Genomic DNA, 12,833 nt, shown 5'->3' with positions numbered 1-12,833 from the left:
TGAGCGTCGCCCCGAATGAACCAGACAGCTGCGACAAAAAAGATCAGTCGCGCAACGCCTGCCGCAGCCACTCGACAAAGGTCGCGCACTCCCAGCGCTCCATCGCCCCCGGCCGCCAGCACAGAAAGTAGGCGTTGGGCGACGGCACGCTGCGCGCCGACAGCCGCACCAGCCGACCGTTGTCGAGCCACGCGCTGCCCAGCCGCAGGTGCATCAGCACCACCCCGAAGTCTTCCGCCGCCGCATCCAGCGCCAACCCCAGGTCGTTGAACTGGTGCCCCGTGGCAGGCTCCGGCAGTCCGATGCCGCACGCCTTGAACCACGTGCGCCAGGCCTCGAGCGGCGTGCGCAGCAACTGCGCGCGTGCCACCTCGGCGTCGGTCGCAAAGTCGTCGAAGGGGCCGTGGCGGTCGCGGTAGGCCGGGCTGCACACCGGCGACACGTCGTCGGCCAGCAACTGCACGAACTCGCGGTCATGAAACGGCCCGGTGCCGAAGCGCAGTTCCAGGTCGGCCTCTTCCACCGTCATGTTGCGCACCGGCGTGGTCACCTGCAGCATCAGCTCGATGTTCGGATAGGCATCGCGAAAGCGCGCCAGCCGCGGCAACAGCATCTGGCGCGAGAAGGTCGGCGTGACCGCCACGCGCAGGCGCCGCACCTGCGACTCGGGCTCGCGGCCGGGCACTTGCTGCAGCGCCGCAATGGCCTCGCGCACGCGGGCCAGGTAGGCCACGCCATCGGCGCTGAGGTTGAAAACGCTCCCCGTGAAGAGTTTGATGCCCAGCAGCAGTTCGAGCTGGCGGATGCGATGGCTGACCGCGCTGGGCGTCACGCTGAGCTCTTCGGCCGCAAGGTTCACACTGCGCAGCCGCGCGAGCGCCTCGAAGGCCTGCAGGCCCTGGGTCGAGGGGAGTCGCGTTGAAGAAGAAACCATCTTTTGTTGCGGAAGAGAGCGGGGTAGGATGGTATCGAACGCTCTCGGTTGCTCGTGGCGGAATCCGGATCGCCTCATGCCGCCGACTCAAAAAGATTCCAACAAAGAGGAGACGGCGCATGGTCTGGCAACAGGTATACAACCCGTTCGGCAACATGGTGGTATCGACGGCGCTGGCCGCGATACCGGTGGTGGTGATGTTGACGTGCCTGGGGCTCTTTCACGTCAAGGCCCACTATGCAGCGGGGGCGGGCCTGCTGAGTGCGGTGGTCATCGCGGTGTTCGCGTTCGGCATGCCGGCCGAGATGGCGGGCAAGGCGGCGTTTCTGGGGGGCATCACGGGCCTGCTGCCCATCGGCTGGATCGTGCTGAACATCATCTTCCTGCAGCAGCTCACGCAGCAGAACGGCAGCTTCCAGATATTGCAGGACTCCATCGCGGGCATCACCGAAGACCGGCGCCTGCAGCTGCTGCTGATCGCCTTTGCCTTCGGTGCCTTCTTCGAGGGGGCGGCGGGCTTTGGCACGCCGGTGGCGGTAACGGCCGCCATCCTCATCGGACTGGGCTTCTCGCCGCTGGCCGCATCGGGGTTGTCGCTCATCGCGAACACCGCGCCGGTGGCCTTCGGCGCGCTGGGCACGCCGGTGATCACGCTGGCCAAGGTGCATGGCTACGACCTGATGGCCGTCACCGCGATGATCGGGCGGCAACTGCCGTTCTTCTCGCTGCTGGTGCCGTTCTGGCTCATCTGGGCCTTTGCCGGGCGCAAGGGAATGATGGAGGTGTGGCCGGCCATCCTGGTGACGGGCCTGTCCTTTGCCATTCCGCAGTTCCTGGTGTCGAACTACATCGGGCCCGAGCTGGTCGACATCATCGCGGCCATCGTCTCGATGGTGTGCCTGGTGCTGTTCCTGCGGGTGTGGCGGCCCCGCACCATCTGGACCTCGGTCTCGCTCAAGGGCCACGAGACAGACGGTGGCAATGCCGTCCCGGCGGCTGCGCCCGCCAGGCATTCGAGCGCCGATGTGATGCGCGCGTGGACGCCGTGGCTCATCCTCACCGTGGTCGTGTTCATCTGGGGGCTGCCGCAGTTCAAGACTTTTCTCAACGGCATCTTCGCGCCCAACTTTCCCATCGACGGGCTGCACAACATGATCGAGAAGGTGGCGCCGGTGGTGCCCAAGCCCACGAAGGAGGGCGCGGTGTACCAGTTGCTGCTGCTCTCGGCCACGGGCACCGGCATCCTGGTGGCGGCTCTCGTCGGCGGGCTGGTCATGAAGTACAACCCGGTGCAGCTCGTGGCGGCGTATGGCCGCACGCTGTGGCTGGTGAAGTTCTCGCTGCTCACCATCATGCTGATGCTTGCCCTCGGCACGCTCACGCGCTACTCGGGGTTGGACACCACGCTGGGCCTGGCCTTTGCGAACACCGGCATGTTCTATCCCTTCTTCGGCACGCTGATGGGCTGGCTGGGCGTGGCGCTCACGGGCTCCGACACCGCATCGAACGTGCTGTTCGGCGGCATGCAGAAGGTGGCGGCCGACCAGCTCGGCCTGAGCCCCAACCTGATGGGCGCGGCCAACAGCTCGGGCGGCGTGATGGGCAAGATGATCGATGCGCAGTCGATCGTGGTGGCCTCCACCGCCACGCGCTGGTTCAACCACGAAGGCGAGATCCTGCGCTACGTGTTCTTTCACTCGATCGCACTGGCCTGCCTGGTGGGCCTGTACGTGACCTTGCAGGCCTATGTATGGCCGTTCACGCTGATGGTCGTCAAGTAGTGACCGCGGGACTGCTGGCGCGCACCAGCGCCTGAAGCAGCCGGCGCAGGTTGTCGACGGCTTCGCGCGCCAGCGCCGCATCGCCCATCTGCGCCTTGACGATGGCGCCGTCGACACCGAGCGCGGCAGCCTGCGCCAGCGCCATGCGTTCAGGTGCCGCGGCGGGCAGCAGGCCGGCGATGACTTCCACCATCTCGCGCTTGTGTTCGCGCGCCCGTTGCGCCGCGCCTTGCACGCTCGCGCCCACCTCGGCGGTCGAGTTGATGAAGGCGCAGCCGCGAAACGCCGGGTCGGCGAACCACTCGGCCATCACGTCGGCGAGCAGCAGCAATGCGCCGGCGTCGCCGCCGCGCTCGCGCTCGTGCGCGCCGCGGCGGCCCAATGCATCGACGAACCACGCCATCCACACGCCGTGCCGGTGGTCGAGAAAGGCGCGCACCAGGTCGTCCTTCGACGGGAAGTGCCGGTAGAAGGTGACCTTGGTGACGCCCGACGCGGCAATCACGCGGTCGATGCCGGTGGCGCGGACGCCGTCGGCATAGAAGAGGTCGTGCGCGGTGAGCAGGATGCGCTCGCGCGCGGGCAGTGCGGAGATGTCCATGCGGCAATTGTAGGCATGTAGACAGGTCTGTCTACTCGTGGCACATTGCGGGCCTTCGTCACTTCATTTTTTTTCTGAAAGCCCGCCATGGAATCCCGCCCGCCGCTGCCGCCCTTCACCCTCGAATCCGCCCGCCAGAAAGTCCAGGCCGCCGAAGACGCCTGGAACACGCGCGACCCCGTGCGCGTGAGCCTGGCCTATACGCCCGACACCGAATGGCGCAACCGCGCGGACTTCGTCAATGGCAGGGAGCAGGTGGTCGAGTTCCTGTCGCGCAAGTGGGTGCGCGAGCTCGACTACCGGCTGAAGAAGGAGCTGTGGGCCTTCATGGACAACCGCATTGCCGTGCGCTTCGAGTACGAGTGGCACGACGACGCGGGCCAGTGGTTTCGCAGCCATGGCAACGAGAACTGGGAGTTTGCGGAGAACGGGTTGATGCGCAAGCGCTTTGCGAGCATCAACGACCAGCCGATCAAGGAGAGCGAGCGCAAGTTTCATTGGGCGCGCTGACCCGGCCTTGCTGTCTTGTGGTCTTGCTCCTTCCCCTCCCGGGGGAAGGCGGGGATGGGGGCAAGCGGCCTTTGCAAAGCAGCGGTGTCTGATGCGCCGCTGGCCCCCACCCCAACCCTCCCCCGGAAGGGGAGGGAGCAAGTCCTTGGGCACAGCTGTTGCTTTCCCCTCCATGTTCAAACAGGAGATCGCATGAACCGCAACGACGTCACCGAGAAGATCATCACCGTGAAGGTGTCCAAGGGCATCCAGTGGGCCGACGTGGCCAAAAAAGTCGGCCTTTCTAAAGAGTGGACCACCGCGGCCTGCCTCGGCCAGATGACGCTCGATGCCAAGCAGGCCAAGGCCATCGGCAAGATCTTCGGCCTCACGCCGGAAGAGCAGAAGTGGCTGCAGGTGGTGCCCTACAAGGGCTCGCTGCCCACACCGGTGCCGACCGATCCGCTCATCTACCGCTGGTACGAGGTGGTGAGCGTGTACGGCACCACCATCAAGGAGCTGATCCACGAAGAATTCGGCGACGGCATCATGAGCGCCATCGACTTCAGCATGGACATCCAGCGCCAGCCCGACCCGAAGGGCGACCGCGTCAACGTGGTGCTGTCGGGCAAGTTCCTGCCGTACAAGAGCTACTGACGGCGCAGCCCCGCACGGGGCGCGCCGCCGCCATCGATCACCACGCGTGCGCGATGGGCTGCGGCCTCGATCTCGGCGGCGTCACCGCGGACCGCATCAGCGTCGCGATGCCATACCCCTCGATCGCACCCGCAATCGAACGCGCCACGGCATCGGTCGGCTCGGCAAGGCGGCGCCGCGAGCGCATGCGCTCGAAGTGGTAGCTCGCGGCAATGCGCTCGGCCAGCGGGTCGCCGGGGGCGGCCACGTCGGGGCTCACCACCGTCACGTGCAGGCGGCCTTCGTGCTCCTGCCGCAGCCCTTCGGAGATCGCGTTCACCGCGTACTGCGTGCCGTGGTACACGGCCGAATCCGCCGACAGGCCCTGAGCGGCCACCGGCGCCACATTGACGATGTGGCCCCAGCCCTGCTCCTGCATCGCCGGCAGCACCGCCGCAATGCCGAGCAGCACGCCGCGCAGGTTGACGTCGATCATGAGCTCCCACTCTTCGATCTTGCGGTTCCACAGCGGCGACATCGGCATCACGCCCGCGGCGTTGACCAGCACGTCGATGTGGCCGTGCGACTCGAGCGCGAACTCGGCAAAGGCTTCCATGTCGGGGCGGTGTGTCACGTCCAGGCGCTGGAAGCTCGCCGAGCCGCCCGTGGCGTTGATTTCGGCCGCGAGCGCTTCGAGCCGGTCGGTGCGCCGCGCGCCGAGCACCACGCTGGCACCACGCCGCGCTAGGAGCCGCGCGGTCGCTTCGCCGATACCGCTGCTTGCGCCGGTGATGAGGACGACTGTTTCCTTGATTGCATTCATACAAAACTCCTCGTGCAGGTCGGTGAACCATGGCGCAAGGGCTGCGCCGGGCATGGAGAGAAGTCTCGCGCCGCAGGGGGCTGGGGCGGTATCCGGATCGAACGCGGTTCTTGCCTGATCCTGCGAGAACGCGATGCAAACGCCCGTGGCCGATGGGTCGGGCCAGCTGCACTGCAACAACAAGTTCTACATGCAGGCAACGGCAGAACGCGGCATGTTCTGTTGCCGATCGTTGCGTTTGTGGCCGCGATGCGTTGAGCCGCGCGCGCGAATGGACGATGCTCGTGCGATGGACGAAACGCCTGAAACTCCGGCACGTCCGCGGATCTATCTCGCGGGGCCGGATGTCTTTCGTCCGGATGCCAGGGCGCACTTCGTGAAGCTCGCGGCCGTGTGCGATGCCTTGGGCCTCGCGGCGCTGCTGCCGGCCGATGGCAACGACAGGCAGGCCTCCGAAGAAGCGCCCGAGAAACAGATCTACGAAGCCAACATGCAGCGCCTTCGAGGGGCCGACGGTGTCGTGGCAAACCTTGCGCCCTTCAGGGGCTTGGAGCCCGATTCGGGCACCGTGTTCGAGGTGGGCGCGGCCGTGGCGCTGGGAATCCCCGTCGTGGCTTATGGCGTGCCCGCCGGTAGCTACGCAGACCGTGCGCGGGCCTTGCTGCAATGCGCGCCAGACGCAAGCGGCGTGCTGCGCGAAGTCGGCAGCAACATCGCCGTCGAAGATTTCGGCCAGCCGCTGAACCTCATGCTGGCCTGTTCGATCCACATCGAGCCGACACCGGAGGCCGCGTTGCGCAAGATGGCCGGGCTGCTCGCGTCAACCCGGCAACGTGGCGGCGCATGAAGGCGCAGCTCAGGTGGCCTTGCCCGACGAAGCCCTGAACTCCAGCGGCGAAACGCCATATGCCCGCCGGAACGCTCGCGTGAAATCCGACGGGCTCTTGAACCCCACGCCGTACGCCACGTCGGTCACCATCAGGTGCGGATACCGCACCAGGTCGTCGGCCGCGTGCCGCAGCCGCAGGTGGCGGATGTACGCGCCCAGGCCGCCTTCGTGCTGGAACATGCGGTACAGCGTCGGGCGGGGCATTCGCAGGGCTGTCAGCACGCTCTCGGGCGACAGCTCGGCGCGGTGCAGGTTGGCCTGCACGTAGCGCCGCACCTGGCCGAACATGGCGGCCCTTGCGGCTGCACGCGCACCGCCGCTCAGGCGGGCCTGCTTGCCGAAGCCCGCGATCAGCAGTTGCGCCCCCGCGCGCACGGCGCCCTGCGCCGCCGGGGCGCTCAGGTTCGCGATGTCCTGGCCCAGCGCGGCAACGTGCGCCATCGCCAGCCTGGAGATCGGCGTGTCGCCGTGCATCGTGCGGCCGTGAATGGCTTCGGGGTCGGGAAAGATCTGTTCCACCAGCGCGCCCGGCACGAAGAAGGTCAGCACGCGGCAGGCATTGCGCCGCATGCGCACCGGCTGGCCCATGTCGAGCGCCAGAAACTTCACCGCGCCTGTCGACGCGGATTTGCTCGGCATGGTGGTGGCGTGCCGCAGCGTGATGTCTTCGACGTCGCCTTCCGGGAACACGTGGAACGCGTAGTTGCGCACCGTGTCGGTCGAGATGCGGGCGAGCGAGCGCTCGAGCAGCATCGCGTCGCTGCGGCAGTCGGTGAAGACGATGTCGCCGACCTCGTAGCGGTCGATGGCTGCACTGAAAGGCCGCTCGGTATCGGCCACGGAGGGCAGCACGTCGATCACGTGGCCCACCCGCTCCCGCCAGGCCAGCAGTTGCCGCTGCGGCGGTTCTGCCTGCACGCTGAAGTGGCTGTGGGGCAGGCCGTTCTGGAGCGTCGAACGGACACCGGTTGCGAGGTCGCGCAGGCTCATCAAGGATGTGGGAGTCTGGCCGCAAGGCCGAAAAAACCTACAAATACGACAAAAGTGCCAAAAAATGCATGATTTTGGCGGGATTCTCGCAAGAACTGAGACGCACGGTCAAGCCTGTTTCGGGTGAGGAAGCAACCTCACGCCTTTCTTGAGCGAACGCCGAAACACATGTCCCGAGGAAAAATCAAGCGAGGCGCCGTCAGGCTGGGCAGCCGCAGGACCGGCACGGCAAGCCAACCGGCGCTGGGCGGACGACCCATGCGCTGGCTGGCCCGGAGCATCCTGGGGCAGGGCAAGATCCTGGGCCGTAGCCTGAGCGTCAAGCGCTGGGGTGCGCGGGCCCGCATCGTGGCAATCCGCGAGCGCTCGCGCTGGGTCGACCAGATGTGCGTGCTGGCGTGGAAGCAATCCGCGCAAGGCACAACGACGCAGGAGGGGGGCGGCCGTTCGGTCCGCTCCAGGACACCGCTCTTTCCGGCGTTGATGAAGGCCCAGCCCTTTCGCAAGAACAACACCATCGCGACGCGGGGCGGGCGCTTCAGGGCGGCCCGCACGGCCACCGGCCCGCAGCGCTGGATTTCGCTCCCCGAATCCACCCGCGCGGCCACCGAAGACCGCCTGCTGGCCGAGCACATCGCGACGTCGCGGCCAGGCACTTGCGCGCCGCCCGAAGAGCCGGTGGAGTGGACCGCCGGCGAGCCTGACGCGCTGGCGGATTCCGCCGCGGCCGCGAGCGCCATCAGCCTGCTTTTCAGCGAGGCGAACGAAGGCGAACTGGCGTCGCTGATGCGCTGCATTGCGCAGGGCGAGATCGCCATGGCGTCGCGGCTCGCGCGGCAGATCCTGGGCTCGAAGATCGCGCCCGAAAAGCCGAAGCCCGCGCCGGTCGTCATCAAGGCGGTGCGCACGCGCAAGGCGTCGTCGCCGGCCGGGCCCGACCGGTCGCAGGCACTGCTGTCGCCACGCGAGCGCAAAGTGCTGCGGATGGTGTCGCAGGGCCTGAGCAACCGGCAGATTGCCGAAACCAGCCATCGATCGCTTCACACGGTCGATACCCAGGTGAAGAACATCTACCGCAAGCTGGCCGTCAAGTCGCGCGCCCAGGCGGTCCGCGAGGGCATGCAGAGAGGGCTTCTGGACCAGGAAACCGCAGCGGGCAGCGCGTAGGCGTTGGTTACCTGCTTGCGTACCCGTACTGCTGTTGCTGCTGCTGCTACTTCTTGCAGTCGCCGCCGACGGACACGGTGCCGTCCTTGCACTCGGTCAGGATCGGCTCGCCCGCTGGACGGCGTGGCACAGATGGCGCGGCGGCAGGGACTGGCCCGGGGCCGACGTCGCGCTCGTACATGACCTTCTTGCTGCCGAGATCGCAGCTGCCCACCACCTGGCCGTTCGCCGATGCGTTGGCATCGACCACGGTCACGGCAAAGCGCGTTGCGCCGGCTGCCGCAATGCTCGATTCGATACGGGCGCGAAGCTCTTCGCAGTTCTCGGCGCCGTGGGACGCGCCGGCGAAGGCGGCCAGCGCAATGGCAATCAACAACCCATGCGTGTGCTTCATGGTGGCCTGCCTTTCAAACAAAAAAGGGGCTGCCTGCGCAGCCCCTTCCTTTTGCATCAACCCTGGGCCGATGCCAGCGCCGCGTTCAGCGTCGTGCTCGGGCGCATCACCGCCTCGAACTTGGCCGGGTCGGCCAAGTAGTAGCCGCCGATGTCGACCGGCTTGCCCTGCACGGCCGCGAGTTCGTCGACGATCTTCTTCTCGTTGGTGGACAGCGATTCGGCCAGCTTCTTGAACTTGGACTGCAGCGCCGTGTCTTCGGTCTGCGCGGCCAGCTCTTGCGCCCAGTACATGGCCAGGTAGAACTGGCTGCCGCGGTTGTCCAGCTGACCCGTCTTGGGCGACGGGTTCTTGTTGTTGTCCAGCAGCTTGCCGGTGGCGGTGTCGAGCGTCCTGGCCAGGATCTTGGCTTGCGCGTTGCCGGTCTTCAGGCCCAGGTCTTCCAGGCTCACGGCCAGCGCGAGGAATTCGCCCAGCGAATCCCAGCGCAGGTGGTTTTCTTCGACCAGCTGCTGCACGTGCTTGGGGGCCGAGCCGCCCGCGCCGGTTTCGTACAGGCCGCCGCCGGCCATCAGCGGCACGATCGACAGCATCTTGGCCGAGGTGCCCAGTTCCATGATGGGGAACAGGTCGGTCAGGTAGTCGCGCAGGATGTTGCCGGTGGCGCTGATGGTGTCCAGGCCGCGCACGACGCGCTCCAGCGTGTAGCGCATGGCGCGCACCTGACTCATGATCTGGATGTCCAGGCCCGAGGTGTTGTGCTCGTGCAGGTACATCTTGACCTTGGTGATCAGCTGCGCTTCGTGCGGGCGGTAGGCGTCGAGCCAGAACACCACCGGCATGCCGGAGTTGCGCGCACGCGTGACGGCCAGCTTGACCCAGTCGCGGATCGCGGCGTCCTTGACCTGGCACATGCGCCAGATGTCGCCCTGCTCCACGTCTTCGCTCATCAGCACTTCGCCGGTGTCCAGGTCGGTGATGTTGGCAACGCCGTCTTCAGGGATCTCGAAGGTCTTGTCGTGCGAACCGTATTCTTCGGCCTTCTGGGCCATGAGGCCGACGTTGGGCACGGTGCCCATGGTCTTGGGGTCGAAGGCGCCGTGCCACTTGCAGAAGTTGATGATCTCCTGGTAGATGCGGGCGAAGGTCGACTCGGGCATCACGGCCTTGACGTCCTTCAGGCGGCCGTCGGCGCCCCACATCTTGCCGCCGTTGCGGATCATCGCGGGCATGGACGCATCAACGATCACGTCGTTGGGCGAATGGAAGTTGGTGATGCCCTTGGCCGAGTCGACCATGGCCAGCTCAGGGCGGTTCTCGTGGCAGGCGTGCAGGTCGCGCTTGATCTCGTCCTGCGTGCTTTGCGGCAGCGTGGCGATCTTGTTGTACAGGTCGACCATGCCGTTGTTGACGTTGATGCCCAGCTCGTCGAACAGCTTGCCGTGTTTCTCGAAAGCTTCCTTGTAGAAGATCTTCACGCAGTGGCCGAACACGATGGGGTGCGAGACCTTCATCATGGTGGCCTTCACGTGCAGCGAGAACATGACGCCGGTCTTGTGCGCGTCCTCGATCTCCTTTTCATAGAAGGCCAAGAGGGCCTTCTTGCTCATGAACATGGAGTCGATGACTTCGCGGTCCAGCAGCGCGACCTTGGACTTGAGCACGACGGTCTTGCCGCTCTTGGTGATCAGCTCCATCTTGACGTTGCGCGCGCGGTCCAGCGTCATGGACTTTTCGCCGTGATAGAAGTCGCCGCCGTGCATGTGCGAGACGTGCGAGCGCGAGGCCTGGCTCCAGTCGGCCATGCTGTGCGGGTTCTTGCGGGCGTACTCTTTCACGGCCTTGGGCGCGCGGCGGTCGGAGTTGCCTTCGCGCAGCACGGGGTTCACCGCGCTGCCGGTGCACTTGTTGTAGCGGGCGCGGATGTCCTTGTCTTCGTCCGTGGTCGGGTTTTCGGGGTAGTCGGGAATCTTGTAGCCCTTGCCCTGCAGTTCCTTGATGGCCGACTTGAGCTGCGACACCGAGGCGCTGATGTTCGGCAGCTTGATGATGTTGGCGTCGGGCTGGAGCGTGAGCTTGCCCAGTTCGGCCAGGTTGTCGGGCACCTTCTGCGCGTCGCTCAGGACCTCGGGAAATTCGCCCAGGATGCGGGCCGCGACCGAAATGTCGCTCGTGGTCACGTTGATGCCGGCCGGGGCCGTGAAGGCGCGCACGATGGGCAGGAACGCGTAGGTCGCCAGCAGGGGCGCCTCGTCGGTCAGGGTGTAGACGATGGTGGGTTGCTTCGTGCTCATGCGCTTGCTTCCGTAAGGCTGTGTGATCGGGTGGCAGGGAGTTCAGGCGGGATCTGACCGCCGGAACTGCCGATTGTCGCCGGGCGCGCGGAGGGGACGCCAATTTCTGGCCCGATCACCCCGCGGCGGCCTGTGTCAATGAGAAATCAATGAGAAATCAACGAGAAAACGGCAGCTCGATCGAGGCGGCCAGCGGCACCGTATCGATGCGCGCGGCGCTGGCGACCAGCACGGCCTGCGCCGGCTGCGTGGCCTGCGCCGAAATGCCCGCAAGCGTGGCCCACAGGCAGCGGGTCGACGGGGCATCGAGCCCGGCCGTGGGCTCGTCGAGCAGGATCAACGGTCGCCCCGAGGCCAGCCCGGCCGCCATCCAGACCTTGCGTTTGGAGCCCGTCGAAAGCATGAACATCTTCTTGTCGAGGTGCGGCGCCAGCGCAAAGCCTTCGACCAGGGCCTGCCATTTTTCTTCGCTGAAATGCGGGTCGCCCCGGGTCAGCGTGGCCGTGCATTCCCGGGGCGTGACCTGGTGGAATTGTTCCGTGGCCGGGTCGACGAAGAACATGTTCTTGCGGTACGCCTCGGGCGCGCGGTCGAGGCTTGCGCCAGCGACCGTCAAGCGGCCACCCGTGGCGGGCAGCAGCCCGGCCATGACCTGGAGCAGCGCCGATTTTCCGGTGCCGGTGTCGCCGTAAAGCAGCGTGACGCCGGGGCCGATGGAAGCGTTCCAGCCCGAGGCAATGGGCGGCTGTCCGGGGTAGGCAAAGCCGAGGTCCTGGATCTGGAGGATGGGGGGAGGGGAGGCGGTCGTTGTCATCGTCATCGTGTTCAGGCGCCGGTTTTACCGCATCGGGTGGACGCGAATGGCGAATGGCAGGTGGCAAAAATGGTGAACGGCAGCGGCATCGCTACGATGCGCTCATGAAAAAAATCGCCATCGCCGCCAGCGTCGGCACCGCGCTCGCCATCATGGGGCTCGTGGCCCCCGCCGCTGCGTGGGCCGCGGCGCCGGCCGCGCAGGTCTTTGTCGCGGTCAAGACGCCGGAGGCCATCGACGCCGAGTGGCGTGCCCACCTGTGCGCCTTGCTGCCCCAGCCCTGCGACGCTCGGGCGCTGAAGCTGCATCGCCCGCGCGGTGGTGGTGCGGCCGACGACTACGTGGTCCTTTCAGAGAAGCCACTGGCCATGGCCTGGCTGAAGCGCAACCCCGCCACCAACGCCTGGCAACTGGAGCGCCTGCACGATTTTTCAAGCTATGCGGCGGCGTTGCAGCGGGAGCGCAAGAGCGACGATCCCGAAGCCAATTTCTCCCTCGCGGCGGCGCTGTATCCGTTGTCCGAGGGGCGCTGGGCGGTGGCGGTGACGTTGCAGGAGTCCGAGAGCTATTCGGGTGGAGGTGCGTCGTACGTGACGGCCGATTTCGTGCCGTTGGACACGCCGCCGGGGAAGCCGATCAAGGCGGTGTACTCAGACATTCCGTACTGGTGTTCGCAGTCGATCCGGGCCTGTTTCAGCGAGAAGGAATACGAAACCTCGAAGCATTGCCACGACGAAAGCCGGGGCAGCTTGCGGATAGCGTACGACGAGCCGTCGAAGGCCGGCGCGCCGTACGTGTGGCGCTACACGTGGCTGCAAAGTGTGTGGCCGGCGAACACGGGGCCCGCGTCGAACAAACGCACGAGCGTGAGCTTTACCAACGACTCGCCGAAGGCCGTGGACTTCTGCGGCGGCGGACTGCAACGGTAGCTTTCGCTTTGTTCAGTTTCGGGTTCGGGAGCGGGAGCGGGAGCGGGAGCGGGGTCATTCAGGGCGGGTGCGACTGACACCGGGTGCTCCCC

At 66.3% G+C, this 12,833-nt stretch carries 13 protein-coding genes; 6 read left to right on the top strand and 7 right to left on the bottom strand.

All coding sequences use genetic code 11. The features are described 5' to 3' along the window. Positions 1–43 precede the first annotated feature (43 nt). Positions 44–934: a LysR substrate-binding domain-containing protein gene (locus DBV14_RS06740; RefSeq protein ID WP_124458427.1), complete on the bottom strand. Its 891-nt coding sequence runs from the start codon at positions 932–934 to the stop codon at positions 44–46. A 119-nt stretch (positions 935–1,053) separates the two neighbouring features. On the opposite strand from DBV14_RS06740, the gene DBV14_RS06735 reads away from it, so the two are divergent. Next, a complete protein-coding gene (locus tag DBV14_RS06735) occupies positions 1,054–2,715 on the top strand; it encodes an L-lactate permease (RefSeq protein WP_124458426.1) in 1,662 nt (553 codons plus the stop codon). Here DBV14_RS06735 and DBV14_RS06730 read toward each other — a convergent pair. Beyond that, a complete protein-coding gene (locus DBV14_RS06730) occupies positions 2,708–3,316 on the bottom strand; it encodes a TetR/AcrR family transcriptional regulator (RefSeq protein ID WP_124458425.1) in 609 nt (202 codons plus the stop codon). The genes DBV14_RS06735 and DBV14_RS06730 overlap by 8 nt on opposite strands. An 87-nt stretch (positions 3,317–3,403) precedes the next feature. On the opposite strand from DBV14_RS06730, the gene DBV14_RS06725 reads away from it, so the two are divergent. Both DBV14_RS06725 and cynS read left to right on the top strand, forming a co-directional pair. Then, positions 3,404–3,826, top strand: a complete 423-nt coding sequence (locus tag DBV14_RS06725; RefSeq protein ID WP_124458424.1) for a nuclear transport factor 2 family protein — start codon at positions 3,404–3,406, stop codon at positions 3,824–3,826. Positions 3,827–4,018: 192 nt separating this feature from the next. Further along, complete coding sequence (cynS, locus tag DBV14_RS06720; RefSeq protein WP_124458423.1) at positions 4,019–4,462, top strand: cyanase; 444 nt, start codon at positions 4,019–4,021, stop codon at positions 4,460–4,462. 37 nt (positions 4,463–4,499) lie between these two features. On the opposite strand, the gene DBV14_RS06715 is transcribed toward cynS, so the two are convergent. Next, positions 4,500–5,264, bottom strand: coding sequence for an SDR family oxidoreductase (locus DBV14_RS06715; protein ID WP_124458422.1), 765 nt, complete (start codon positions 5,262–5,264; stop codon positions 4,500–4,502). Between the two features lie 190 nt (positions 5,265–5,454). Between DBV14_RS06715 and DBV14_RS06710 the strand changes: the two genes are divergently transcribed. Beyond that, complete coding sequence (locus tag DBV14_RS06710) at positions 5,455–6,111, top strand: nucleoside 2-deoxyribosyltransferase (protein ID WP_260396849.1); 657 nt, start codon at positions 5,455–5,457, stop codon at positions 6,109–6,111. Positions 6,112–6,120: 9 nt separating this feature from the next. Here the strand turns inward: DBV14_RS06710 and DBV14_RS06705 are convergent, their stop codons facing one another. Then, positions 6,121–7,143, bottom strand: coding sequence for a helix-turn-helix domain-containing protein (locus tag DBV14_RS06705; RefSeq protein ID WP_124458421.1), 1,023 nt, complete (start codon positions 7,141–7,143; stop codon positions 6,121–6,123). Between the two features lie 168 nt (positions 7,144–7,311). Here DBV14_RS06705 and DBV14_RS06700 point away from each other — a divergent pair, with 168 nt between their 5' ends. Further along, positions 7,312–8,310, top strand: a complete 999-nt coding sequence (locus DBV14_RS06700; RefSeq protein WP_124458420.1) for a response regulator transcription factor — start codon at positions 7,312–7,314, stop codon at positions 8,308–8,310. 46 nt (positions 8,311–8,356) lie between these two features. Here DBV14_RS06700 and DBV14_RS06695 read toward each other — a convergent pair whose 3' ends face one another. From DBV14_RS06695 to DBV14_RS06685, 3 genes are all read right to left on the bottom strand, one after another. Continuing rightward, on the bottom strand, positions 8,357–8,704 hold the full coding sequence (locus DBV14_RS06695) for a DUF1161 domain-containing protein (protein ID WP_124458419.1): 348 nt from the start codon (positions 8,702–8,704) through the stop codon (positions 8,357–8,359). A gap of 56 nt (positions 8,705–8,760) precedes the next feature. Beyond that, complete coding sequence (locus DBV14_RS06690; RefSeq protein WP_124458418.1) at positions 8,761–10,998, bottom strand: NADP-dependent isocitrate dehydrogenase; 2,238 nt, start codon at positions 10,996–10,998, stop codon at positions 8,761–8,763. Positions 10,999–11,155: 157 nt separating this feature from the next. After that, the gene (locus DBV14_RS06685) at positions 11,156–11,818 is read right to left on the bottom strand and encodes an ATP-binding cassette domain-containing protein (protein WP_260396848.1); all 663 of its coding nucleotides are present in this window, start codon (positions 11,816–11,818) and stop codon (positions 11,156–11,158) included. A gap of 98 nt (positions 11,819–11,916) precedes the next feature. On the opposite strand from DBV14_RS06685, the gene DBV14_RS06680 reads away from it, so the two are divergent. Beyond that, positions 11,917–12,741 (top strand): hypothetical protein, encoded by an 825-nt coding sequence (locus tag DBV14_RS06680; RefSeq protein ID WP_124458417.1) that lies wholly within the window; start codon positions 11,917–11,919, stop codon positions 12,739–12,741. Positions 12,742–12,833 lie beyond the last annotated feature (92 nt).

It is taken from the genome of Variovorax sp. KBW07 (assembly GCF_003852515.1).
Taxonomy (GTDB): Bacteria; Pseudomonadota; Gammaproteobacteria; order Burkholderiales; family Burkholderiaceae_C; genus Variovorax.
Note: the sequence above shows the minus strand (reverse complement) of the source record. Positions and strands in the feature narration are given on the sequence as shown.